Source organism: Hymenobacter cheonanensis (genome assembly GCF_030581075.1).
In the GTDB taxonomy this organism is placed as follows: domain Bacteria; phylum Bacteroidota; class Bacteroidia; order Cytophagales; family Hymenobacteraceae; genus Hymenobacter.
This window is the reverse complement of the sequence record NZ_JAUQSW010000010.1, coordinates 193031-218160: the sequence shown is the minus strand read 5'-3', so window position 1 is coordinate 218160 and position 25130 is coordinate 193031. Positions and strand designations below refer to the sequence as shown.

The following is a 25130-nucleotide window of genomic DNA, read 5'->3' as shown; positions in this document are numbered from 1 at the left end:
CGTTACTGAGTTCCTATTCATTTGCCGTCGTACTTAGCTGCCTGCTGGCGGTAATACTCTTGCAGCACGTAGAAAGCCTTTTTCTTCGTGCCGGTGCTCGAAATCAAGCCCTTGCGATTGAAGCCGTTCTGGTACACCGGGTGCTGGCGGCGGGTGGCGCGGAAGTCGGCCAGTATCCAGGGCGTCATGCCGCGCAGGCCGGGGATGGTGCCCAGCATCTTGAGCTGGTTTACGTAGAGCGCCTCCTGGTATTCCTCGCTCCAGCGGGTGTTGGCGTCGCCGTGGTAGCCAGCTAGGGCATCGCCGCCAAACTCGCTGATAAACACCGGCTTGTTATACTTGATATCAAATTTGTACTTCGTGATTTCGCTGGGCAGGCCGCCCCAGTACCAGCCGGCGTACTCGTTGAAACTCGTCAGGTCGAGGTACTCGCCCAGCGGGTCGTCCACGTGCACCACGTCGTCGGGGGTGCGGTGCAATTCGAGGGCGGCGGCCACGAGGCGGGTATCGTCGAGGCTGCGCGCCTTTTTCACAAGGCTGGTCATGAATTTCAGGCGCGGGTCGCCGAGCGGCGTCTCGTTGCCCACCGACCATACCACTACGCTCGCCCGGTTTTTGCCCATCGAAATGAGGTCGGAGAGCTGGGCTTCGGCGTTTTGATAGGTAGCGGGGTTTTCCCAGGCGATGGTCCAGTACACGGGTACCTCGGCCCACACCAGCAGGCCCATCTCGTCGGCTAGCCTCAGCATGAGTTCGTTGTGCGGGTAGTGGGCTAGCCGCACGTAGTTGCAGCCCAGCTCTTTGGCCCAGGTGAGCAGCATGCGCAGGTCGCCTTCGCCGCGCGCCCGGCCGGGAATGAGCGGGTTTTCATCGTGAATCGAAATGCCGCGCATAAAGGCCGATTTGCCATTCAGCAAAATGTCCTGGCCCTTGGTCTGGATGGTGCGGAAACCGATTTTGTCCTGCACCACATCGCCGCCGCTGGCCAGGCTCACGGCGTAGCGCTTGGGGGTTGAAGGCGACCACAGCTGCAGCTTCTTCGCCGAAACGCGGAAGGTGGCGCGGCCAGCCGTATCCGTTTTCAGCGTCTGCCTGAGGCCGGCTTCGGCAATGTTGAGCGTCACGGTTTGGCCGGCGCGGCTAGCCCCGTTCAGCTGCACGTAGCCCATGAGGGTGCCAGGGTCGTTTTTGGCAAGCTGCACCTCGTAGTCCTTGATGAAGGTGCCGGGCGCTTCGGCCACGAACACATCGCGGGTGATACCGCCGTAGTTCCACCAGTCGGTGTTGATAGTGGGCACGGCGTCGGCGTGGCGGGTGTTGTCGGCCTTCACCACCACGAAGTTGTCGCCGCCAGGGGCCAGCTTGCCCGTCACCTCAAACTGAATGGGCGTGAAGCCGCCGCGGTGCATGCCCAGCTTTTTGCCGTTGAGGTAGATGTGCGCCTCGTAGTTGATGGCTCCGAAATACAGGAAATACCGCTTGCCGGCCGTGGGCGTCAGCTTGAAATTCTTCTTCAGCCAGATGGTGCCTTCGTAGTATAAGAGCTTGGGGTCTTGCGAGTTCCAGTCGCCGGGTACTTGCAGGGCGGGCGAGTGGTCGAAGTCATACTCAATCAGCTCGGGTTCCTGCGAGCTGCTGGGCTTCTGGTTGTCGTAGTAGCCGCCCTTGCCGGTTTTCGACTGGTCGAAGGCCTCGCGGCGGTAGTCGTAGAAGCCGTTTTCGTAGGGGTCAATAATGTAGTTCCAGCTGCCATTCAGGCTGAGCACGCGGCGGGCCGGCGCATTCTGGATAAGGCCCGACTGGGCGCGGGCGGCGGGGCTAGCCAAGAACCCGGCGGCGAAAAACAGGGCAGCCAGCAGGCGGGGCCAGGGGCGGAAAAGCATAGGCGGGAAAAGGAGAAGGTAGGCTTCCAATAATCGTTTGTCATTGCGAGCAAAGCGAAGCAATCGCCCTAGAACGACCCTGGCGGAACGATAGGTGCGGGTTTCGTGCAGGTGCGATTGCCGCACTCCACTGCGTTGCGTTCGCAATGACAAACGGTTATTGCGTAGTTAAATAGCGCTTAGTTATAGCCCGGGTTCTGGGTTAAAATAGGGTTGGTTTGCAGTTCTTGCAAAGGCAGGGGCAGCACCAGGTTATGGGCGTCGATGCGGGTAGTTGCGCCGGCTTTGGTGAAGTAGGCATTCATCACCGTGATGGCGCGGTCGGTGCGCAGCAGGTCGAACCAGCGGTGGCCTTCAAAATTCAACTCCAGGCGGCGCTCCAATTCGAGGCGGGTGCGCAGGGTGGCTTGGTCGGTGCTGGCGGGCAGGTCCACGGCCGGGGCGGCGGTAGCCACGGGCAGGTTGCGCGAGCGGCGGATAACGCGGTTCACGGCATCCAGGGCGGCGGCGTTGCCGCCGCCCTGCTCGTTGAGGGCCTCGGCGTATAGGAGCAGCACGTCGGCGTAGCGCAGCACTATCCAGTCGTTTTCGGCGTCGTAGGCCGTGGTGGGCGTGTCGTTGTATTTCCTGGTGTAGTAAATGGGAGTAGTAGTTGTGGTGGCCGTGCCGTAGGAAGCCGCCGCCCGCACATCGGTAGTGCCGCTGGCCGTGAAGGCCGCTACCAGGTCGGCATCCACGCTGTTGAACTGCTGGCCGGTACCCACGCCGCCATTCACGGTGGCGGCGATGGCCGTAGATACGGCCGGCAGGAAGTAGTTGGTAAACGGACTGCCCACGCCAAAGCCGCCTTTGGTGTAGCGTACGGCCATCAGGATTTCGCTGTTCATCTCATTGGTAGTCAAAAAGATGTTGGCGTAGGTGGCTTGCAGGGCGTAGGTGCCGGCGTCGATTACCAGCTTCAGCTCGTCGCTAGCCTGCTTGTATTTCTTCTCGGTGAGAAACACCTTGCCCAGCAGGCCCTGCGCGGCGCCCTTGGTGACGCGGCCCAGGTTGACGCCCGTTTGGGTCACGGGCAGGTTGGCTTCGGCAAAGGCCAGGTCGTCCTCAATCTGCTTGTAGACTTCGGCTACCGGGCGGCGGCCGTAGGTGTAGGCATCGGCAATGTTGGCAATCTCGGTGGTTACCAGCGGTACATCGCCCCAGAGGCGCACCAGGTTGAAGTAGGTGAGCGCCCGAATGAGCCGCACCTCGCCGTAGAGGCGGTTGCGGGTGGCGGCGGTCAGCTTCACGCCATCGGCCCGGCCCAGGATGATGTTGCAGCGCGCAATGGTTTGGTAGCTGTACTGCCACATGTTTTGCAGGCGCGGGTTGTCGCTCACCAGGCTAAAGGTGTCGAACTCGTTGAGGCGCTCGCCCGATACCACGGTGTAGCTGTTGTCGCTAGGCACCTCGCCGAAGAGGAAGATGCCGCGGTTGGCGCCCGACTTGCCGTAGGTGTCCTGCAAGGACGAGTAGGCGGCCGTCACGCCGTTCACGATGCTCAGCGAGTCGGTGTAGCCGTTGGTGGTAACGAGGCGCGTAGGGTCGTTGAGGTCGATAAAGTCCTTTTTGCACGCGCTGGTGCCGAGCAGGGCTAGCCCCAGCGCGGCGGCCAGGGTGCCGCTGGTGAGTATGTTTTTTATAGTCATGGTGGGAATGAGTCGTTAGGTAGAAAATACTATCGGCTTAAAGCGGGTAGCCCCACCCCCGGCCCCTCCCCTGCGGGGGAGGGGAGCCACTTGACCGCAGACGTTGCTTCGCCCTGGCCGAGTGGCTCGCTCGCTAGCCATGGAGGGGAGCCAATTGACCGCAGACGTTAGCGAGCGTCCGGCTCCCCTCTCCCCCAGGGGAGGGGCCGGGGGTGGGGCTGCTCCCTAAAAGCCAGCCTGCAACCCTACCGTAATGGTGCGCGCCATCGGGTACGAGCCCTGGTCGACGCCGTAGGTGGGGGCGGTGGTGTTGCCGTAGTTGTTGGCCTCGGGGTTGTAGCCGAAGTACTTGGTGAAGGTGTACAGGTTCTGGGCCGAGGCGTACACGCCAATGCTTTGCAAGCCCGCCTTGCCGGCCCAGTCGGTCGGGATGTTGTAGCGCAGCGTGATGTTGCGCACCCGCAAAAACGAGGCGTCGTAGAGGAAATACGAGCTGAACTGCGTGCGCAGCGAGGCGCCCGAAGTAGCGCGCGGCGTGCGGCCATCGCCGGGGTCGGAGGGCGAGTGCCAGCGGCCGAGCTGGTTGGTGCGGGCGTTGGCCTGGCCGGGCGAGTTGAAGGTGTAGCGGTCAGCGCCGTACAGAATTTCAGCGCCCTGCGAGCCTTGCAGCGTCACGCTGAGCGAGAAATTCTTGTAGCCAAACGTGTTGAGCAGGCCGTAAGTGAAGTTGGGAAACGGGTTGCCGATGGGCCCGATGTCGTTCGAGTCAATCTTGCCATCGCCGTTGATGTCCTTGAACTTCAGGTCGCCAGGAGCCACGGTGCTGGCCGTCCATTTGGGGCTGGCGTCGATGTCGGCCTGGTCGCGGTACACACCCTCCTGGGTGTAGCCGTAGAAGGTGCCCAGCGGCTGGCCCGGCACCACCCGAATGGAACTGGTGTAGCCAAACACCGCATCGTAAAGCAGCTGGTCGTTGGAGCCGGCCAGGGCCAGCACCACGTTGCGGTTGATGCTCAGGTTGGCCGAGGTGCTCCAGGTAAAGCTTTTGCCGGTGATGTTGGCGGTGTTCAGCTGGAATTCCAGGCCGCGGTTGCGCACCTCGCCCACGTTGGCTAGCGCCCGGCTGGCGAAGCCCACCAGGGCCGGAATATTGCGGTTGAGCAGCAAATCGGTGGTGTTGCGCTGGTAGGCGGCCACCGTCAGGTAGATGCGGTCGCGGAACAAGCCCAGGTCGAAGCCGGCGTCGTACTGCGTGTTGGTTTCCCAGCCCAGGTTGCGCACGGCCACGCCGTTGGGCGCAAAGCCGAAGGCGCGGGTACCGTTGCCGGTGCCAAACACGTAGTTGGCGGCCTGCTGGTAGCTCTGGTAGTTGTAGTCGCCGATGTTGTTGTTGCCCGTCACGCCAAAGCTGCCGCGCAATTTCAATTCCGAGATAACTGGGAAGCGCTTGATAAACTCTTCCTGGCCGGCCCGCCAGGCCAGCGCCACCGAGGGGAACGTGGCGTAACGGTTGTCGGGGCCGAAGCGCGACGAGCCATCCGAGCGCAGCGCCGCCGTGAGGATGTAGCGCTCCTTGTAGGCGTAATCGACGCGGCCGTAGATGGAAGTCAGCGCATTAGCCGAGTAGTTGGCCTGGCCAAACAGCTGGCCGGCGGCCGTGGCGTACTCAATGGAGGTATTGGTGTAAGTGCCGGTCTGGCCTAGCACGGTGCTGCCCTCGTTCTGGTTGTACTGGGCCGAGTAGCCGGCCAGCAGCGTCAGGCTGTGGTTGGTGCCGAAGGTGCGGTTGTATGTGGCGGTGTTTTCCCACACCCAGTTCAGGTTGGTGCCGTTGAGCTGGCGGGCGTCGATGTTGCCCAGAATGGGGTTCGACAGGTTGGCCGCTTGGTTGCCGGCCGTGCCCAGCGTGGCCGGCACATAAATGGCGCGGCGGCTATTGAGCAACTCAGCCCCGAAGCTGGTGCGCAGGTGCAGGCCCTTGATGGCTTCCAGGTCGAGGTACGAGTAGCCGAGCGCCCGCACCGCGTTGGTGCGGTCCTGGTATAAGTCGATGGTAGCCAGCGGGCTCAGCAAGTCGCCGGGCGTGGTCACGCCCGAGCCGGCGTTGCGGATGGTGCCGTAGTCGCCATTCGGCAAGCGCGTCGGGATGATGGGCGGCAGGATGAGCGCGGCCGTTACTACGGCCGTTTCGCCGCTAGGCCCCCCGCCCGCAATGTTGCCGCCGTTGTAGCTACCCGAAATCGGGATGGTGTTGGTGCGCGTAAAGTTGGGGCTCAAACTCACCCCGAGCGTCAGCTTTTTGCTCAGCTGGGCATCGTAATTAGCGCGCAGCGAAAAGCGCTCGAAGCCCGAGTTCTTTACAATGCCGCTCTGCTTGAAATAGCCGCCCGCAATGTAGAAACGCGACTTTTCGGTGCCGCCGGCCGCGCTCACCTGGTACTGCTGCTGCACGCCGGTGGTGAAAATCTCCTTCTGCCAGTCGGTGTCGGGCAGGGCGGGCGCGCCGGGCTGCAAGGCGGCCGGAATGGCGCGGTTACCGTTGGTAAACGACTCGCGCAGGTAGTCGAGGTACTGGTCGCGGTTGAGCAAATCTATGCGCTTGGCCACCTGCTGAATGCCGCCGTTGGCCGTGAAGTTGAAGCGCGTTTTGCCGTCGGCCGTGCCGCGCTTGGTGGTCACAATCACGATGCCGTTGCCGCCGCGCGAGCCGTAGATGGCGCAGGCCGCCGCGTCTTTCAGAATCTGAATTGACTGAATATCGCCGGGCGGAATCTGGTTGTAGCTGTCGGCACTATTCAGCGGGTAGCCATCCACCACGTACAGGGGCGAGTTGCCGGCCGAAATCGACCCTAGCCCGCGAATGCGGATAACGGCGCCCGCGCCGGGCTCGCCCGAGGGCTCGGTAATCTGGGCGCCCGCCACCAGGCCTACCAGCGCCTCGGAGGGGCTAGCCACCGGAATAAGCTCAACCTGCTTGGCCGGAATGGAGCTGATGGACGTGGCCAGCAGCTTCTTCTCTTGAGCGCCGTAGCCCACTACCACCACCTCGTCGAGGCCGGCCGCATCGGGGGCTAGCGACACATTAATCGAGGTTTTGCCGCCTACAGCCACCTCCTTAGCCACGTAGCCTACGAAGGAAAAAACCAGCGTGCCGTTGTCGGGGGCCACTATTTTGTAGCGGCCATCCACGCCCGTTTGGGCGCCGATGCTCGTGCCCTTCACGATGACGTTGACGCCAGGCAGCGGGGCACCTTTTTCGTCGAGTACCTGCCCCGTAATAGTCACATCGGCCCAGGCCGAAACGTGGTGGGTGGCCGGGCGAGCCGCCGCCGCCAGGTAGGCGCTGGGGCCCAGGCTGAGGGCGGGCAGCAAAACCAGGGGCCGAACGTAGCGCCAACGCGCCGAGCGTAGAGGAGCTGTCATAATGGGTGGGAAAAGGGTGCTGGAAATAGAGCAGCCGGCCCATTACGTTGCAGCAAGGCCGCCGCAACGTGCTGAGAATGAGACTCCCCTAGCCGGGCCACTGAAGCCGTCTGCTCTGCGAAGTACAGGCTACTCATCCCTTATTCATACTCTGGCCCGGCGGTTTATTTACGTAAACGTTTCCGATAGCCGGGGCTGCCGGGCTGGGTTGGCTAGGGCGTGGGCTTAACTTGCCCGGTAATTATGGGCGCCTTTTGGGCGCCCGCGCCCCTGCGCTCTTTCCCTTCCCTTAGCTGCTAGTATATTATGAAGCCCGTGAACCTCAAGCGTTTGGCTGAGGAGCTGAACTTGTCTATCGCCACGGTTTCGCGCGCCTTGCAAGACAGCCACGAAGTATCGGCCGCCACCAAGGAGCGGGTGCGTGCCCTGGCCACCGCCCTCAACTACGAGCCCAACGCCTATGCCAGCAGCCTGCGCCGCAACCAGAGCAAAACCATCGGCGTGGTCATCCCCAAGGTTACCAACCACTTTTTTGCCCTAGCCATCAACGGCATCGAGGAAGCCGCCCGCCAGAGCGGCTACCACGTGCTCATTTACCTCACCCACGACGACTACGCCCGCGAAGTGGCCATTATTCAGCACCTCAAGGGCGGGCGCGTCGATGGCATTCTGCTATCGGTAGCCAGCGGCACCGAGGATATTTCGCACATCGAAAGCCTGCGGGAAGCCAACATTCCACTCGTGTTTTTTGACCGCGTGCGCGCCGAGATTCCTACGGCCAAGGTCACGACCAACGACTACGAGAGCGGCTACCAGGCCACCGAACACCTCATCGAGGCGGGTTGCCAGCAAATTGCGCACCTGTTGATTTCCAACAACCTATCTATCGGCCACAACCGCCACCAAGGCTACCTTGACGCCTTAGCGGCCCACGGTCGGCCCCACGACCCCGGCCTCGTGCTGGCCGGCACCATGGACAACCCGCGCAACGTGGAGCTTATCGAAGAGCTGATGCGCCGCCGGCCCGACATCGACGGCATCTTCGCCTCGGTCGAGCGTCTGGCCGTGAGTGCCTACCACGTGTGCCGCGCGCTGGGCCGCCGCATCCCGGAAGACGTAAAAATTGTGGGTTTTTCCAACCTCGAAAGCGTCTCGCTCTTCGACCCGCCGCTCACTACCATTACCCAGCCCGCCCACGACATCGGCCGCGAGGCCGCCCGCATTCTACTGCGCGCCGTAGAAAAAAAGCGCCCCATTCTGCCCAGCCAAAGCGTGGTGCTGAACTCGGAGCTAGTGCAGCGCCGCTCTACGGCGGTGAAGTAGCGCCGCGTGGTGGCCGGGGCACTACTTGGCCCGGCCGTTTGCTTGCTTATTCGCTGGCGCAAGGCACTACCTTGGGCCCGGTACTTCGCCGGCCTCTGGCCGGTGCTCCTGGCGCGAACTGCCCCTAGCCGCCCGCTGAAACGCATAGCTTTTACCCTATCACTACCACTGCATCGCCGACCTGCACGCGGCCGGTGGCCGGCCCGGTCACGTTTTGGCCGAATAGCACTTTGCGGTCGGGCTTGCGGTAGGTGGCTAGGGTGCGCAGGGGCTCGCTGGCCGGGTGCTTCTCGGCCGTGGCCTGGTCGATGGTCGTGACCACGCAGCGCCCGCAGCCGCGCACCGACCGAAACGCCTGCCCCGCAATCTGCAAGGCGGTCCAGGTTAGCTCGGCATCGGCGGGGGCGCCGCGCACCACCAAGTTGGGGCGAAAGCGGTTCATGGGCACCGGCTCGGCGAGCTGGGCATTGAGCTTGGCCAGCGATTCTTCGGTGGCCAGCAGGTAGGGGTAGCCATCGGCGAAGCTGACGAGCGTGCCGGCGGGGTTAAGCTCTGGCTTGTCAGGCTCTACCTCGCGCCGGGCCATGTCCGACATGTACACCAGCTTGCAGGGCTGGCCCAGGGCGTCGGTCAGCCAGGCATCGGCCTCGGGCGTGCCGCGCCAGGCCCACACCATGTCATCCCAGATGCTGACAAACAGCGTTTTATCGGGCTGCGCCTCAAATGGAATGTAGAGCGGCAGCAGCTCGGGCCGCTGGCGGTGGCGCAACAAAAAGCCGTTGTAGGCCGGCTCCACGGCCAGCAGAGCCATCGCGGCGTGCTCGCGCTGCGTCAGGAAGCGGTTGCGCTCGTCTACTATCAGCCAGCGGCGGTCGTGGCGCAGGCCCTGCGGCGTAAGCTCGGCGGCCGGCAGGCTGATGCCGCCCAGCGACTTAACCGGATAGATAAAAAGGCCCGTGAGGGTAAACGAAGCACCAGGAGCAGACATAGTGCAAAGTTCGGTAAAAGTTATGAGTTAGAAAGTATGAAGTATAAATTCCCAGGATAGAGACGCATAATTCATGCCTTCTAACTTATACCGTTTGCCTAGTGCAGCGCCCGCTTTTTCACCATACCACCCTTGGCGTCGTTCACGCTGTGCATAATAATGAAAGCCCGCGGGTCGAGCTGATTTACCTCGGCCGTTACCTGGCTCACTTCCAGGCGGGTAACTACCGTAAATACAATGTCGATGGGGCTAGGCTGCTCGCCGCGCGAGCCGTAGCCCCGGTGCCCGGCATATACCGTAACGCCCCGGCCCAGGCGCTCGGTGAGCGCGCGCCGAATGGCATCGCTGTTCTCCGAAATAATAGTGACGCCAGTGTACTCCTCAATGCCATTGACCACAAACTCGATGGTTTTGGAGGCCGCTAGGTAGGTAAGAATGGAGTAGAGTGCCGTAGGAACATCAAGCACCAAGGCTACCACAATAAAGATTAAGATATTGAGTACCAATACAAAATCGCCCACGCTGAGGCTGGCTTTGCGGCTGAGGTACACGGCCAGAATTTCGGTGCCGTCGAGCACGCCGCCGCCGCGCATGGCTAGCCCAATGCCGGCCCCCAGAAAGAACCCGCCGAACACGGCAATCAGCATCTTGTCCTGCGTCACAACCGGGAAGTGCACGGTTTCCAGCACCACGGCCAGCGCCACGATGGCCAGCAGTGCCCGGATGGCAAAGCCCCGGCCCAACTGCTTGTAACCCAGCCACACAAACGGCAGGTTGAGTACTACCAGCAGCACCGACAGGGGCGGGTCGCCGGGCAGCAGGCGCGCCGCCAGCAGCGAAATACCCGTAACGCCGCCGTCGAACAGCCCGTTGGGCAGCATAAAAGATTCGAGCCCTAGCGCGGCCGAAGCCACGCCCGCTATCAGGTACAGCAGCTCGCGCAGGTGCCGGCGCAGCCACGACTCGTCGGGCTGGCCGTGGCCGGGCGGATTGTGCAAGTGCGCATCGGCCACGGCCGGGTGCGCGGCCAGTTCGGTGGGGCTAGCAGCTGCGGCGGCGGGCTGGGTTGCCTTCAGCCGCCGCAGGCGCTCCAAGATGAATAGTTGAGGAAGCATACCCGGCTCTACGAAAAAAGCCGGCGCGCTGCCGAAAACTTAAGGTTTTTTAGCCGCGTCGGCCTGGGCGGCTAATTGCAGGGCGGTGTACAAATCAACGATGCCGCCGGTGGCCGAGAGGGTGCTGAAATCGGCCTTTTTGCCGTTTTCGCCGGGCACCAGCACCTGGGTGTGGTGCACCTGCGCCGACTGCCGGATGATGCGCTTGAGGTCTACGGCCGTGAGGCTGGGGTAGTACGACTTGAGCACGGCCGCCACGCCGGCCGTCACGGGCGAGGCCATGCTGGTGCCGCTTTCCGAGCCGTATTTATTGCCGGGTAGGGTCGAGAAAATGCCCACGCCGGGCGCAAACACGTCGACCTGGCGCTTGGAGTAGTTGCTGAAGCTGGCGGGCAGGTTGGCGTCGTCGGTGGGGCCGCTGGCGCCCACGGTCAGCAGGTTGAGCGGCGTCGAGCCATCCAAGTAAAACGCGGCCGGGTAGTGCGGTATCAGGTCAAGGTTATCGTCTTCGTTGCCGGCGGCGTGCACCAGCAGCACATTGTGGCTGGCGGCGTATTTGTAAGCCGCTTCTACGGCCGGGCGCTGGGGCGAGAATTCCTTGCCAAAGCTCATGTTAATAATCTGCGCCCCGTTGTCCACGGCGTAGCGAATAGCGTTGGCCACGTCCTTGTCGCGCTCGTCGCCGTTGGGCACGGCGCGCACGCTCATTACCTGCACCGGAGAGGCTGCAATGCCTTGCACGCCAAGGTTATTGCCGCGCACCGCCGCAATAATGCCGGCCACGTGGGTGCCGTGCAGCGGGTCGGGGCCGGTCACATCGTTGTTGCCGTAGTTGCGCTGCGTGAGGTCGTCGGGGTTATCCTTCACGATGTCGGCGCGACCGTTGAACTTGGTATTGAGGCTGTAATCGAGCTGCTCGCGCTGGTCCTTCAGCTCGTTATTCAACTCCGCGATAAGCGCGTCGGTATCGCCGATGCCGCCCTGCTTCATATTCTGGTACAGCGAAGTCAGCAGGCCCTTAAAGTCGGGGTCCGCAATTTGGGCGGCGGCCCGGCGCATAGTAGCCGTATCGAGCTTTTCGACCCCTAGCTTTTCCTTCAACATGCCCGTCATCTGGGTGAGCGGGCCGGTCATCTGGTCGGCCTGGGCCAACTCGCTCGTCAGCTCCTTGCGCTTGGCATCGTAGGCTTTTTTGGCCTTCAGGTACAGTGAGTAGTTGGCCCGGTCGGCGGGCGCTATCTGGGCGCTGGTTTTGCCTGCAAAGCGCGGCCCGTACTTGGCCACAATGCGCGTCGACTCCAGGGTTTCAACCGAGATATTACGCCCATCCCTACCCCCGATAAAATTCCAGCCGCGCACGTCGTCCACGTAGCCGTTCTTGTCATCGTCGATGCCATTGCCCGGAATCTCGCCGCGGTTGCGCCACAGAATAGGCTTCAAATCCACGTGCGCCGTATCGATGCCCGAGTCGATAACGGCCACAATCACGGCCGTGGGCGTGCGGCCCTTCAGCAGCTCAGCGTAGGCGCGGGTGGTGCCGGTACCGGGCGTTTTATCGAGCTGCGGGTCGCGCAGGTACCACTGGGCAGCCTCGGCTTCGGCCACGGTGGGGCCGGCGGGCGTGCTGGGCGTGGCGGGGGCCGCCACATCGGGCGTAGGCGCGGCAACCGCTGGCGCCGCCGGCATAGCTGCCGGGGCCGCCGGGGTTGCCACCGCCGCCGTTGCGGCCGTAGCGGTGGGCGATTGCGCCACGCGGCAGCCGGCAGTAGAAAGAAGAGAAGCCGCCAGCGCGAGGCGCGGCCAGGTAGCAAGTGAGTTGGGAAGCATCAGCAAAAAATAAGCGGGACGCGAAAAGCCGTCGCCGGGTATAAGACGGACCAGGCCGGGTGTGCGTTGCGCCCGCCCGTTGGCCACCACAATAGTACGACCGGGCCCTAGCCCCGGCCCAGCACATAAATGAACGTAAGCGTTAGCCTTTTTATTCACCCGCCACGATAATGGTCGAGGCGAGGTTAGCTAAGGCGTAATTATTTATTAAATGAGCAGCGAATAGCTCTTGGCGCCTGGAGTAGAATAAAGAATAAATAGTGGCGATTTTATACCCAACATAGTATGCCGAGTTAACGACCGCCTATATGGTCACCACCTCACCCGAGTCGAAATAATAAATAAGGCCGCGCACGTCCTCATAGCCCAATTCGCGGAACAGTTTGGCGTAATCGCGCAGCCGTATTTTATGAATATCCTGCGGCGGCGGCAATTTAAAATCGAGCATAGTTACCCTTTGCTCGGCGCGGCTAGCGCCTGGCCCGAAGACAATGCGGTCGGGCTTGTAGGCCCGCTGGGTGCGGCCCCCAATTACTATTTCGCGCTCGGTTTCTACGGCCAGGTTTTCGGCGAAATAGGGGGCTAGGCGCTCGTCGGCCAGAATAGCCTGCAGCCGGGTTTCCAGTGCCGGCCGTTCCTGCTGATTGAGCAGGCCTTCGGCCACCAGCTGGCGCAGCGTGCGGGCCAGGTCGGGGGCCGAAAGCAGGCGCCGCAGGGCATAGTGCAGCTTGCGGTTCAACTCGCCCAGTTGCGTCTGCTCGTCAAAATCAAATACCGTGGTCGCGTGGCGCCGCAGCTTCAGGCGCTCCTCCCAGGGCGCAGAGGCCAGGTTGGTGAGGGGAAAATCAGGTTCTGATTGTTGAGCGGTAATCTTGGCGGCAGCCACTACGCCTTGGTTGAGCACGAAGCTGGTAGCCTCGGTCTGCCAGCGGCCCAGGCTACGCAGGTAGCCGGCCAGCAGGTCGGCCACGTCGCGGGCGGGGCCCTGCGCGGCGGCCGGCTCGGGTGCAGCCGAGGCAGTGAGCGGTAGCTCGCCGGTAGTCTTTTTGGGCTCGGCGGGCGTTTTGCTCAAAATGTAAAGCCGATGTCGGGGCCGCGTAAACGCTACGTACAAGGTATTGAGGCCGTCGAGTAGCGTTTTTTCACGCTCGTCGGCGTCCTGCTCGGCTAAAGGAGTATAGGTGAGGGTTTTATTGAGGCGCACCACCGCCACGTCGGGCAGCCCAGGCAGCGGCTTGTGGCCCGCCTCCAGGCGGCCCCAGAGCAGCGTATCGGTGCGCGGCACCAGCGCCCAGTCGGCAAAGGGCACTAGCACAATACCGTAGGCCAGGCCCTTGGCCTTGTGCACCGTAGTAATAGTGATGGCGTCAGCCCCACCCGGCGCATTAATGCTGAGCGTGCCCTTACGCTCGTCCCAGTGAGTGAGAAAATTGCCTAAATTATTTCCGTATTTCAAGCTGAATTCCAGCGTTAAATCCAGGAAGCGAAACAGGTAGTCGCTTTCGGCATTTGCCCCTAGTAATCCGAAAATACCAATCAGCTTTTCAGTTAACTCATACAAGCCCAGGTTGCCGGTTTTCTCTTCCTGCAAGTCAAAGCCCAGGCTGCGCAGCTCATCAAAAAACGGTTTGCCGCTTTCGATTTTATTGGCAACCTCAGCAATGTGCCGGGCCCGCGCCGGGGTAGGGGGCAAGCGCCGCACCACTTTATCAAGCAGCAATAGCGCCTCGGCCCGTGCCAGGGTGTCACCGCTTTGGTGCAGCACGCGCATCACAGCCACCAGCAGGTTCACCACTTCGGCAAATTGCAGGGCTAGCGAGTCAGCGGAAATAATCGGAAAACCGCGCTCTTTCAAGAACTTAGCCAGCAACCGGCTTTGCCAGCGGGTGCGGCACAGCACGGCCACGTCGCGCAGGTGGTAGCCGTCGGCCAGGGCCTGCTCTACCAGCTGCAAGGCCAGGTAACAGGTGCTTTCGGCGTAGTCGAGCAAGGCTTCGGGCGCGTAGCCAGGCAAGGGTTCAGCCAGATAGTCGCCGGTAGCCGGGGCGTAGCGGCGGGCCGGGGCGTCATCCTTTGTAAATACTAATTCGACGTGGCCCGGCAACTCGTCAAATTCGCCATCAAATAATTCGCCTTTGCGCCCCGGCACTTCCTGCCGAAAACCCGGCTCAAAAATGCCCTGCACTACCTCGTACTCGCCGCTACGCTCGCGCACGTAGCTGAAAAAATTATTATTAAACTTAATTATTGCCGGCTCGCTGCGGTAATTAATGGCTAGCGAATGCGGCTCGATAGTTTGCTGCAACGTGTAGTAGCGCTCGGTTAATAGCCGCTGCATATCGGCATCGCGCGCCCGCGCTACCAGAGTGCCCGTGTCGTTTTGGTACAGCCGTAAAATCTGCTCTAGCTCGCCGCCGCGCCAGCGGTAAATAGCCTGCTTGGCGTCGCCCACGGCTAGGGAGAGCCCGCCGTTGCCCACCGCATTTTCTACCAGCGGTAATAAATTATTCCACTGCAACACCGACGTGTCCTGAAACTCGTCAATTAATAAGTGCCGGTATTTTTCGCCCAGTCGCTCATAGATAAACGGCACCGGCTCGGTGAGTACAATGGCCGCAATGCGTCGGTTGAATTCCGAAATCAGTACCACGTTGCGCTCGCGGCTGATTTCTTCAACCAGTTTATTTAATTCGCTCAGCAGCGAAGCGTGGAATAAAAATGGCTGCAAAGCCCCTAGCAGCACGTAGCCAGGCAAATGCTTTTCGCGCAAGTTTAGCAATTCGCCGAAAGCCTCCACTAGCTCCGGTTGCGCGGCCTCAATGGCTGGCACGAGGCCGGCTTTTTTGCCTTTTTCGCTCCACCACTTGCCGCTTTCAATGGTTTTGCGTGCCGTTGCCGTCGGAAATAAAGCGTCTTTTTCGGGCGGACTCAGCCAGCGCTCCCACTTCGTGAAGTGCCCGTAGATGCCGCTGCTGCCGCTAGCCAGGTGCTCGGCCTCGATGCCACCGGCCGCCAGCACGGCCAGCGCGCGGTCGGCCTGAGCCTGCACGGCCTCCTCGGCTTCGTGCTGCCGCGTGCGAATTTCCTGGTCGAGCGCCCGAAAGTCGGCCATCGTTTTTTGGCCTAGCTGGGCCACGGCCTCGTGCACGCTCTCGTTGAAGAGCGCCCGGCCAAAATCAAGCAACTCATCGGGCAGCTTGTTCCAGTTGCGGCCCTGCTCGGCCTGGCCCAGCGCGTAGTCGGCCAAGGTCTGGCTCAGCAGCTTGCTTTGCGGGTCGCGGTTTACTTTATCGATGAGCGCGGCCACCGCCGAGCGCAGCACGCTGTCGGTATCCAGCTCTACCTCGAAGGTGGCGGGCAGCCCTAGCTCGCGTGTGAAGGCCGTCACGATGCGCTGCACAAACGAGTCGATGGTGCTCACCGCAAAATCAGCGTAGTGGTAGAGCACCAGCCGAAACGTAGCCGCCGCCCGCCGCTGCACTTCCTGCTGCCACTCGGCCGGCGTGCGCAGGTGCGGCGGCAGCTGCTTTTCCTGGGCTAGCTCGGCGGCCACCTCCACCAGCAAAGCATCGGGCTTGTCGTCAGTAGCTTGCGTGAAGCGCCGTAGCGCGCCCACAATGCGCTCCTTCATCTCGCCCGCCGCGTCGTTGGTGAAGGTTATCGCCAGAATACTCTTAAAATAGTCGGCCTTATAAATCCGCTCGCCCGTGGGGTCGGCCGGCTGCGGGTAGCCCAGCGCCAGCTTCAGGTATTCTTTCGTTAATTGGTACGTCTTGCCGGAGCCGGCAGACGCGGAATAGATGCGGAAGGGGGCTGGCATTTAATACAATCCTATTGCTTAATTAACTGTAATGAATTTTTTCGGAGAACCCAAAAAGCAGAATAAAAATCTGCACATAAGAGCTTTGCTAAAGGAGCATCTAAGTTTTGATGGATTCTATTGGTATCCGCTTCATTCCGAGCCCAAAGCTCGGATAACGGAGTATTTTGAAGCAGATACTTTTGAAAGGGATTTTGGAATTAATACTCTGATTACTATTTTGAAAAACAAAGGCTATACCTCTGTTTGGGAAATAACAGAACTTGGAGAAGACGAAAAGATTAGCTTGGAAATGTTAGGTAGTTATGGTGGAATTGAAACTATCTACTGTGATGAGGATGCAAAATGGGCTATTTATTTTTCTCATGAGAATACCGTCACTCTTGCGGGAGAGATGATAGTAGAAGCAGTTAAAAGCGTTTGGGTAAATTGGGGCCTCTACAAAGACCCTTGGAAATAGCTATTCTATTGGCATCAGCCGCTCTGCCACGTCCCCCGGCACCCGCACCGGCCGGCCGCTAGCCCCGTCCAGCAGTACCCACTGCGTCTCGGCGGCGCAGAGCAGTTGGCCATCGGCTACGCGCTCGATGCGGGTGAGGCGCTTAGAGCTAGCCCCTTTCACGTCGGCTACCCAGGTGAGGGCGCGCAGCTCGTCGCCGGCGTAGGCCGAGCGCAGGTAGCGCACGCGGTGCTCCTGCACCACCCACACCTGGGGCGGCAGCTCGGCCGTAGGCGGGTATAAGTGGTGCCAGTGGGCGGCGGCTACATCCTGCACCCAGCGTACGTAGGCCACGTTGTTGGCGTGGCCGAGCTGGTCAATGTCGCTAGCCTCTACGGTAAAGCTGTGAGTATAAGCGTGGGTAGGGGCTAGGGGAGTGTCCATAACTTTTTTTGGAGATAGACGAAGTTCGGGGATTTTGTCTATCTTTGGCGCAACCCAAGGCCCTGTGGTGCTGTTCCGGTCCGCTCCGGTGTGTTAGCATCCAAGGTCCCCAGCTTCCCGCCGGGCTTTGGCGACACCCCAAACATTTTTTTATTATGCCGACCGGAACGGTAAAATTCTTCAATGAAACCAAAGGCTTTGGTTTCATCAAAAACGACGAGACTGGCCAAGACATCTTCGTCCACGTCACCGACCTAGTAGACGCCAAGACGCTACAAGAGAAAGACAAAGTTCAGTACGAAGAAGCCCAAGGCCGCAAAGGCCCGAACGCCGTTAAAGTGTCGCTGCTCTAAGCAGCGCGCACCTTTCGTGCTAGCAGAAAGCGCCTTCCCCTGCGGGAGGGCGCTTTTTTATGCGGTATCAGCTTGGTATCCAGCCGTTGTATTCAACCGTTGTCATGCTGACGAAGGAAGCATCTCGCCAGGGCACGCAACCCTGACGCTGCCCTGGCGAGATGCTTCCTTCGTCAGCATGATAACGACTGGATGTAGCATGACCAGAGATTTTTATTTGCAGAATTAGCCTTTTTCAAATAAAATCCGTACCTTTGCACCCGCATTTGAGAACGGCCCCATTGAGTGGCCGGGGTGGCCCAGAGTAAGTAGTTGGCTGCCGAGTAGTTCCCGTTTTAGTTCGGTCGTATTTTTTCCGCCTTGTCGAGTGATAGGAAGGTTGAGGGGGAAGAAGCGCCGCCGCTGTTGAGCCGGCTGTTTTCAGAGCGTAGTCTCATTCCCCACAAGCTACCCAGGTTTTGGAAAACCAGGTAGCCCAGCAACCTATTCCGTTCCGACATGGATACCGAACAAGTAGAAAACACCCCCGCCAAGGCCGTCGACAAAGCTAAAATCCGCTTCGATGAGCTAAATCTCTCGCCCGAAGTACAGCGCGCCATCACCGAGATGGGCTATGAGGAAGCCTCGCCCATTCAGTCGGCTGCCATTCCGGTGCTGCTCGCTGGCAAAGACGTAATCGGCCAGGCCCAGACGGGCACCGGCAAAACGGCTGCCTTCTCTATCCCCGCCATCGAAGGTGTTGACGGCGAAAGCCGCGACGTACAAGTAATTGTGCTCTGCCCCACCCGCGAGCTTGCCGTGCAGGTTTCGGGCGAAATTCAGAAGCTGGGTAAGTACAAAAAAGGCCTGGCCGTAGTGCCTATTTACGGTGGCTCGTCCTACGACCGCCAGTTCCGCGCTCTGGAGCGCGGCGTGCAAATCGTTATCGGCACGCCCGGCCGCATCATGGACCACATCGAGCGCGGCACGCTGAAGCTCGATAAGGCGACTAAAATCATCCTTGACGAAGCCGACGAAATGCTCGACATGGGCTTCCGCGAGGATATCGAGTTTGTGCTCAGCAAGATGCCGGAGAATCGCCAGACGGTATTCTTCTCGGCTACGATGAGCAAGCCGATTATGGAGATGACCAAGAAGTACCAGCGCGACCCGCAGGTAGTGAAGGTCAACCATAAAGAGATGACGGTGTCGAACATCGAGCAGAGCTACTTCGAGGTGCGTGGCCCGCAGAAGAAGGATGTTCTGACCCGCATCATGGACATGTACAATTTGAAATCGACCATCATCTTCGCGAACACGAAGCGCATGGTAGATGAGATTGTGGCCGACCTGCAAGCCAAAGGCTACTTTGCCGATGGCCTGCACGGCGACATGAGCCAGGCCCAGCGCCAGAACACGCTCGACAAATTCCGCAAGAACACGCTCGAAATTCTGGTGGCTACCGACGTGGCTGCCCGCGGTATCGACGTCGACAATGTGGAGGCTGTATTCAACTACGACCTGCCTGCCGACGAGGAGTACTACGTGCACCGCATTGGCCGCACCGGCCGCGCTGGCAAGAATGGCCGCGCCTTCACCTTTGTGAGTGGCCGCGACATTTACAAGCTGCGCGATATCATGCGCTTTACGAAGGCCGATATCAAGCTGGAGCAGGTGCCGTCGTTCGCCGACGTATCGGAGGTGAAAACGACTTTGTTCCTCAACCAGATTAAGGAAGTAGTTGAAAAGGGCAACCTGGACAAGTACATCGGCCGCGTGCAGCGCCTGCTCGACCAGAGTGAGGATATCACTTCGCTCGACATCGCTGCCGCGCTGCTCAAAATGACGATGAAGGAGGACAAGCGCAACGAGCAAAGCCTCGATGCCAGCCGCGAGAAAGGGGCTAGCCGCCCCGGCTACACGCGCCTCTTCATCAGCATGGGCAAGAAGGACCGCCTGCACCCCCGCGATGTGGTTGATTTGATTTCGGAGAGCACCAACCTGCCCGGCAACAAAGTGGGCGACATTGCGCTCTACGACAAGTTCAGCTTCGTGGAAGTACCCAACGAGTTTGCCGAGGAGGTAGTAGGCCAGCTAGGCCGCGCCAGCATCCAGGGCCAGCCGGTTACGTTCAGCATCGCTACGCCGGTGCAGGATGCGGCTGCTAAGGAAGAGGGCACCAACCGCCCTGAGCGCCGCGAAGGGGGCTTCGGTGGTGGTGAGCGTCGCGGCTTCGGCGGCGACCGCCGCGAAGGTGGCCGCCCGCCCTACGGTGGTGGCAACCGTGGTGGCAGCTACGGCGACCGCCGCGAAGGCGGTAGCAGCTACGGTGGTGGCTACAAAGGCGGCAACCGCGAAGGCGGCAGCTCCTATGGTGGCGGCTACAAAGGCGGTCAGGGTGGTAGCAGCTACGGCGACCGCCAGGGTGGCCAGGGTGGTGGCTACCAGCGCGGTGGCTACAAAGGCGGCCAGGGCGGTGGTAGCTCCTACGGCGGTGGCTTCAAGAAGCGCGAAGGCGGCTTCGACGAATAAGGACCACTGATTAGCACGGATTTTAACGGATTGCTCGGATTTTGTAGACGACGTTTTTCTAAAAAAGAGGCTGCCATAGGGCGGCCTCTTTTTGCGTAACCTGGAAACCTGAAGCAAGCTTAAGTTGCTGCGCCGAGTAAGCGATTGCAAACGCCTAAACAAGAAAGGGCTACCCACTGGGTAGCCCTTTCTTGTTTGGAAAATCATCATTCACAGAATTCGTGAAATCCGCTAAAATCCGTGCTCTATTTGGACGAATCGCGCAGGCCGCGGATTTCGTCGTGGGCGGCCTTTACGCCTTGCGACTGCTTCTCGATAATCGATTTCAGGTCGCCGGGCAGGTCTTGTACTTTGCCGGCTTCTTCGTAAGCCTTCTTGGCTACGTCCTCGCCGCGCTCGCACTCGGCGAGGATGGCGTGGTTGTCGTGGCCGGTTACGGCAGCTTTCAGGTCAATCCAGGCGTGGTGAATGGCACCTACCACCGATGAGCCTTCGTTGGTGTCGGGGTGCAGGTCGAGCTTGAACATCTGGTCTTCCAGCTCGGTAACGTAGCTGGCGCGCTGCGCCGAGTATTTCTTGAACAGGTCCTTCAGGTGCTGGTCCTTTACGTCGACCATCGCGTCGGCGTAGCCTTTCTGGCCATCTTTAAGGACGGTGATGAGCGTGTTGAGGGCGGCTTGGGTGGCTTTGGCTTCCATGATTGGAAAAGGGAATGTAAGTTGGAAAGGTGAGGCAGTTTACTAGCCAATTGCCCGCAGGGTTACACCCTAATCCAAGATGCCCCAATTTTATGCTGCTCTAGCCCTGGCCGCTTCCTGCGCTTGTGGCACCGGCAGCCTCAGTTGGCGGGGTGAGTGACCCTGGCCATGGCCTGCCCGGCCAGGAAGCCGGTGGTCCAGGCTGCCTGAAAATTAAAGCCGCCCGTTATGCCGTCTATATCAAGCACTTCGCCCGCAAAATAGAGGCCCGGTACCTGGCGGCTCTCAAACGTAGTGAGGCTGACTTCGCTGAGCGGAATGCCGCCGCAGGTCACAAACTCGTCTTTGTGCGTGGTTTTACCCTGCACTTGCAGCGGGGTGCGCAGCAGCAATTCCAGCAAGCGGTTCTGGGCCTTGGCGGGCACCTCATTCCAGCGCGCTTCGGGCCCGATGCCCGCCTCGGCCACCAGGGTGCGCCAGAGCCGCGCAGGCAAGCCAAACTGCGGGTGGGCGGCCACCTGCTTCTTGCCATTGTCGAGGCGGAAGGCCTGGGCCCAGGGGCGCAGCGTTTCGTCGGTATGGGTGGGCACCCAGCTGATGAGCGCGGTGCCGTGGTAGGCCAGCTCGTGCAGGCGGCGCGCCCCCCAGGCCGAGAGCTTGAGCACGGCCGGGCCGCTCACGCCCCAGTGCGTAACCAGCAGCGGCCCTTCGTATTGCAGCTTTTCGCCGGCTAGCACCACGCGGGCGTGGGGCACGCTCACGCCGGGCAGCTCGCGCAGGGGCGAGGCCGGCACGTTGAAAGTAAACAGCGAGGGCACCGGCTCGGCAATGGAGTGGCCCAGCACCCGCAGCCAGTCGTAGGCCCCCGATTTGGGATTGCCGCCCGTGGCTACCAGCAGCTGGCTGGCGCGCAGCTCGGGGCCTAGCGCGGCGCTGCCTTCTCCACTGATTGCCAAGCGAAAGCTGCCATCGGGCAGCACCGTAATCTGCTCGGCGGCCGTGCGCGTGAGTACGCGCACGCCGGCGTGGCGGGCGGCGTCTTCGAGGGCCCGGGCAATGGTTTCGCTGCTATCGGTGGTCGGAAACATGCGGCCATCGGCTTCCGTTTTGAGCTGCACGCCCCGCGCCCCAAACCAGGCAATGGTATCGGCCACGCCAAAGCGGCGGAAGGCCTCTTTCAGCTGCCGGCCGCCGCGCGGGTAGTGCTGCACCAGCTGCGCGGCCGACTCGCAGGCGTGGGTTACGTTGCAGCGCCCGCCACCCGAAATGCGCACCTTACCCAGCAGCTTGGGGCTTTTTTCGAGGAGAAAAACCGGCTGGCCAGGGTTGGCTTCCGCGCAGGCAATGGCCCCAAAAAAGCCGGCGGCCCCGCCGCCCAGCACCACCACGGGGGCCGGTGGCGCGGGTAAACCAGACGGGAGAAAGCTAGGCACTGACATAGATACAAAGGTAACCCTGGCAGTAGCGCTGGCTGGCGCGGCGCGGTGGCCCTAGCAGTAGGGCAGCGCCGCCAGCACGTCGTCGTGCTGAAACTGATAGGGTACCAGCGCCCGCAGGCGGCTCGAATCAATAGTCTTGCTGCTGCCTCCGCCGGGCAGAAAAACCGGCGGCTCAAGCCCCAGGTAGGTGGCTGCAGCCGGGTAAAAATCGCGCCGCAACGGGTGCGACTCGGCGCATACATTGAGCGTATGTCCCCAAATGCCCTGGTCCAGAATGGTACCGAGCACGCCCACCGCATCGGTGAGGTGCAGCAAGTTAGCAGGGGCATCGCCCTGGGGCAGGTTGCGGCGCCCCGCCAAAAAGCGGCCCGGAGCCCGCCCCGGGCCAATAAGCCCGCCCAGCCGCACCACCGTGCTTTGCCATTGCCCGTAGCGCGGCACAAAATGCCCCTCCGTACGCAATACATCCGAGGCCGCGTCGCGGGTGCTGATGGCATCGGTTTCGCGCATCAGGCGGGGCTCGTCGGGATACACGCCGGTGGTCGAAACAAACAGCACCGCTTGCAGGCGGGCCGCCGCTACGGCCCGGTGCACCGGGCGCAGCAGCTGCGGGTAGCCGCCCGCTACGGCGGCGCGCGGGGGCACGTTGAGCACTAAGCTGGTGGCCTGGCTAAGCAGGGAAGTGAGCCGCAGCTCGTCGCTGGCCGCAAACTCGGGCCCTAGCTGAAGTAGCTGGGCCTCAATGCCGGCCGCGGCCAGCACGGGCAGCTGCTCGGCCGAGGTGGTAGTACCCAGCACCCGGTGCCCCTGGGCCAGCAAGTGCTTTGCCAAGGGCAGGCCCAACCAGCCGCATCCCAGCACGGCTACGGTGGAAGGTATAGCAGGGGAACCGGCAACGAAAGTAACAGACATAAAAATTATTATCGAATACTAGTAAGCTATGCTAAAAGGATGCAAGTTGCACATGAACCACGTAAAGCTGTACGGTGCGCCGGCTATTACTTACCTTCGGGGCCCTAGCCGCTGGCAGCCCGCCGGCCTTGCCTGCTTTATGATGACAAATTCCTTTACCCAGCCCATGCTGCGCGATAATGCCCTAGCTGGCAAAACCATTATTGTGACGGGGGGAGGCACTGGCCTGGGCCGGGCGATGACCACGTATTTCCTGCAATTAGGGGCCAACGTCACCATCACGAGCCGCAAACTCGCTGTACTGGAACAAACCGCGGCCGAACTGCGCCAGCAAACGGGTGGCCGCGTGCTGGCCTTAGCCTGCGACGTGCGCAAATACGAAGAAGTCGAGGCCATGCTGGCGCGTACCTACGCCGAATTCGGGCGTGTGGATGTACTGCTCAACAATGCAGCCGGCAACTTTATCAGCCCCACCGAGCGCCTTAGCCACAAGGCCTTCGACGTGATTGTGGACATCGTGCTGCGGGGCTCCTACAACTGTACCCTGGCCGTGGGCAAGCGCTGGATAGCCGACAAGCAGCCCGGCACCATCCTCAATATCGTAACAACTTACGCCTCCGTGGGCTCGGCCTACGTAGTGCCCTCGGCCGCCGCCAAGGCCGGCGTGCTCGCCATCACCCGCTCGCTCGCCGTGGAGTGGGCCAAGTATGGCATCCGCTCCAATGCCATTGCCCCCGGGCCATTTCCTACCGAAGGCGCCTGGAGCCGCCTGTTTCCGGAGCCGCTGGCCAGCCAGCTCGACCCGGCCGCCAGCGTGCCGCTTAAGCGGGTAGGGCAGTACCAGGAACTGGCCAACCTGGCGGCGTACCTGGTGTCCGACTTTTCGGCTTATATCAATGGCGAGGTCGTGACTATCGACGGCGGCGAATGGCTCAACGGTGCCGGGGAGTTTAACAAACTTGAAGCCCTGACGCCCGAAATGTGGGACACCATTGAGAAAACCATGCGCCGCTAAGAAGCGTGGCCTCGGCTTATAGTTTATAGCCTTTATAATCCTTGCTAAACTCGGCGGCCGGAATAGGCTGATTAGCTACTACGTCCAGAAAACTGTATTTCTCATACAGTCCCCGGTCGTCGTAAACAGTAACGGACGCTGGCAGGTATGTTTTAGCATTCACCACTACTACCACACGCCGGCCGTACGCATTAGGCACCTGCAATTCCTGGCCCTCGGTCAACTTGCTATCTACGCTTAAGTTGTTGCGCTCGATAATACGGTACTCGCCGCAGCCGAAGCGAGCTGCTACCGAGGCAATACTCTCGTTTTTGCCAACACGGTAAGCTACGTAGCGAAATTGCGGGTAGTCGGAGCGCAGCACATAGCATGGCTGCCCTTGCGCCGTGCTATCGCCGGTATAATGAAACGAACGGGTAAATACACTTTCAGCCCGCCCATCGGGGCCGTTCAGCAGGTCGGCAATCATCCCAAAGCCGGCCTGCAACACCGTGTGGTGCTGGCCCTTGCGCATCAGCGAGCCGTTGGGGTCCAGGCTGAGGGTGACGTACGGAAACGCGGCCGGATACACCCAGGCGTCATTATCGTTTTGGCCAGTCACGTATAAAACCTCCACGCCCTTGCGGTTTTTTAAATAAACGCGGTAAGGATTATAAGCAATTTTCATGGCCGTATAATCCGGCGCAATCTTAGTGCCCACCCGCTCCCTGGCCTCTGCATTGCAGCGGATAGAACCCAGATTGTGAATAGCGGCCGTGAGCCGGCTGATGAGCTGGGCCGTGGTAAGTGAGCTAGCCGGTGGCGCAGTAGCCCCGCGGCAAGTTAAGCTTAGGCAAAATACACCAGCCAGAAAAAAATAGTAGCGCACAGATAAATTAAAAAAGGCTGTCAATTTAAACTAATGTGCGGGAAGCGAGAAGCAGCGCTATCGAAAATAAATAGCTCGTCTACTTCAATACCGCGCAAGTAGGAATACAAAGGGAATTGCGCTACAATGGCGCTCACCGCGTCCTCATCCTCCCCGGTAATAATAGCCCATCCCCGGCTGCGGCTTGCACTAATAGCGTAAGCCTCAATAATGTGTTCGGCGAGCAGCTGATTAATAAACGTGCGGTGTTGCGGAATAATCGCCATAAAATCTTCCGTAAAAGATTGGGGTAGGCGAAACGATACGGCAAAGGCTGGCATATACTCGGCTTGGTCCAGAAACAAGAGCTAGGTAGTAGCCGGTGGCAATGCGGCTACCGGCAAG

18 protein-coding genes are annotated in these 25130 nt (G+C 60.8%); 5 read left to right on the top strand and 13 right to left on the bottom strand.

What is annotated here, in order from left to right; translation table 11 throughout:
• Window positions 1-17: 17 nt before the first annotated feature.
• The 3 genes from Q5H89_RS18350 to Q5H89_RS18340 form a co-directional block, all read right to left on the bottom strand.
• Complete coding sequence (locus Q5H89_RS18350) at window positions 18-1883, bottom strand: glycoside hydrolase family 2 protein (protein WP_305020805.1); 1866 nt, start codon at window positions 1881-1883, stop codon at window positions 18-20.
• Between the two features lie 179 nt (window positions 1884-2062).
• Window positions 2063-3571, bottom strand: a complete 1509-nt coding sequence (locus tag Q5H89_RS18345; RefSeq protein ID WP_305020804.1) for a RagB/SusD family nutrient uptake outer membrane protein — start codon at window positions 3569-3571, stop codon at window positions 2063-2065.
• Window positions 3572-3796: 225 nt separating this feature from the next.
• The gene (locus Q5H89_RS18340) at window positions 3797-6994 is read right to left on the bottom strand and encodes a SusC/RagA family TonB-linked outer membrane protein (RefSeq protein WP_305020803.1); all 3198 of its coding nucleotides are present in this window, start codon (window positions 6992-6994) and stop codon (window positions 3797-3799) included.
• 306 nt (window positions 6995-7300) lie between these two features.
• On the opposite strand from Q5H89_RS18340, the gene Q5H89_RS18335 reads away from it, so the two are divergent.
• Complete coding sequence (locus Q5H89_RS18335; RefSeq protein WP_305020802.1) at window positions 7301-8317, top strand: LacI family DNA-binding transcriptional regulator; 1017 nt, start codon at window positions 7301-7303, stop codon at window positions 8315-8317.
• A 151-nt stretch (window positions 8318-8468) separates the two neighbouring features.
• Here Q5H89_RS18335 and Q5H89_RS18330 read toward each other — a convergent pair whose 3' ends face one another.
• From Q5H89_RS18330 to Q5H89_RS18315, 4 genes are all read right to left on the bottom strand, one after another.
• Window positions 8469-9305, bottom strand: a complete 837-nt coding sequence (locus Q5H89_RS18330; protein ID WP_305020801.1) for an MOSC domain-containing protein — start codon at window positions 9303-9305, stop codon at window positions 8469-8471.
• A gap of 98 nt (window positions 9306-9403) precedes the next feature.
• Window positions 9404-10420 carry a YitT family protein gene (locus tag Q5H89_RS18325; protein WP_305020800.1) on the bottom strand — a complete coding sequence of 339 codons (1017 nt, stop codon included), beginning with the start codon at window positions 10418-10420 and terminating at the stop codon, window positions 9404-9406.
• Between the two features lie 39 nt (window positions 10421-10459).
• Window positions 10460-12247: a S8 family peptidase gene (locus Q5H89_RS18320; protein ID WP_305020799.1), complete on the bottom strand. Its 1788-nt coding sequence runs from the start codon at window positions 12245-12247 to the stop codon at window positions 10460-10462.
• Between the two features lie 304 nt (window positions 12248-12551).
• Window positions 12552-16067, bottom strand: a complete 3516-nt coding sequence (locus Q5H89_RS18315; protein ID WP_305020798.1) for a UvrD-helicase domain-containing protein — start codon at window positions 16065-16067, stop codon at window positions 12552-12554.
• A 31-nt stretch (window positions 16068-16098) separates the two neighbouring features.
• On the opposite strand from Q5H89_RS18315, the gene Q5H89_RS18310 reads away from it, so the two are divergent.
• Window positions 16099-16527 carry a hypothetical protein gene (locus Q5H89_RS18310; RefSeq protein ID WP_305020797.1) on the top strand — a complete coding sequence of 143 codons (429 nt, stop codon included), beginning with the start codon at window positions 16099-16101 and terminating at the stop codon, window positions 16525-16527.
• Here the strand turns inward: Q5H89_RS18310 and Q5H89_RS18305 are convergent, their stop codons facing one another.
• Window positions 16528-16950 (bottom strand): acyl-CoA thioesterase, encoded by a 423-nt coding sequence (locus tag Q5H89_RS18305; protein ID WP_305020796.1) that lies wholly within the window; start codon window positions 16948-16950, stop codon window positions 16528-16530. It lies immediately after the preceding gene.
• Window positions 16951-17105: 155 nt separating this feature from the next.
• On the opposite strand from Q5H89_RS18305, the gene Q5H89_RS18300 reads away from it, so the two are divergent.
• Together Q5H89_RS18300 and Q5H89_RS18295 are read left to right on the top strand one after the other, a co-directional pair.
• Complete coding sequence (locus Q5H89_RS18300; RefSeq protein WP_173113349.1) at window positions 17106-17303, top strand: cold-shock protein; 198 nt, start codon at window positions 17106-17108, stop codon at window positions 17301-17303.
• 498 nt (window positions 17304-17801) lie between these two features.
• A complete protein-coding gene (locus tag Q5H89_RS18295) occupies window positions 17802-19814 on the top strand; it encodes a DEAD/DEAH box helicase (RefSeq protein ID WP_305020795.1) in 2013 nt (670 codons plus the stop codon).
• Between the two features lie 245 nt (window positions 19815-20059).
• Here the strand turns inward: Q5H89_RS18295 and Q5H89_RS18290 are convergent, their stop codons facing one another.
• From Q5H89_RS18290 to Q5H89_RS18280, 3 genes are all read right to left on the bottom strand, one after another.
• Complete coding sequence (locus Q5H89_RS18290; protein ID WP_305020794.1) at window positions 20060-20512, bottom strand: PA2169 family four-helix-bundle protein; 453 nt, start codon at window positions 20510-20512, stop codon at window positions 20060-20062.
• Between the two features lie 140 nt (window positions 20513-20652).
• Window positions 20653-21945: a BaiN/RdsA family NAD(P)/FAD-dependent oxidoreductase gene (locus Q5H89_RS18285; protein WP_305020793.1), complete on the bottom strand. Its 1293-nt coding sequence runs from the start codon at window positions 21943-21945 to the stop codon at window positions 20653-20655.
• Window positions 21946-22002: 57 nt separating this feature from the next.
• Window positions 22003-22782: an SDR family NAD(P)-dependent oxidoreductase gene (locus Q5H89_RS18280; RefSeq protein ID WP_305020792.1), complete on the bottom strand. Its 780-nt coding sequence runs from the start codon at window positions 22780-22782 to the stop codon at window positions 22003-22005.
• A gap of 223 nt (window positions 22783-23005) precedes the next feature.
• Between Q5H89_RS18280 and Q5H89_RS18275 the strand changes: the two genes are divergently transcribed.
• A complete protein-coding gene (locus Q5H89_RS18275) occupies window positions 23006-23878 on the top strand; it encodes an SDR family oxidoreductase (protein WP_305020791.1) in 873 nt (290 codons plus the stop codon).
• 16 nt (window positions 23879-23894) lie between these two features.
• Here the strand turns inward: Q5H89_RS18275 and Q5H89_RS18270 are convergent, their stop codons facing one another.
• Together Q5H89_RS18270 and Q5H89_RS18265 are read right to left on the bottom strand one after the other, a co-directional pair.
• Window positions 23895-24746: a LysM peptidoglycan-binding domain-containing protein gene (locus tag Q5H89_RS18270; RefSeq protein ID WP_305020790.1), complete on the bottom strand. Its 852-nt coding sequence runs from the start codon at window positions 24744-24746 to the stop codon at window positions 23895-23897.
• Between the two features lie 20 nt (window positions 24747-24766).
• Complete coding sequence (locus Q5H89_RS18265) at window positions 24767-25090, bottom strand: hypothetical protein (protein WP_305020789.1); 324 nt, start codon at window positions 25088-25090, stop codon at window positions 24767-24769.
• Window positions 25091-25130: the final 40 nt, after the last annotated feature.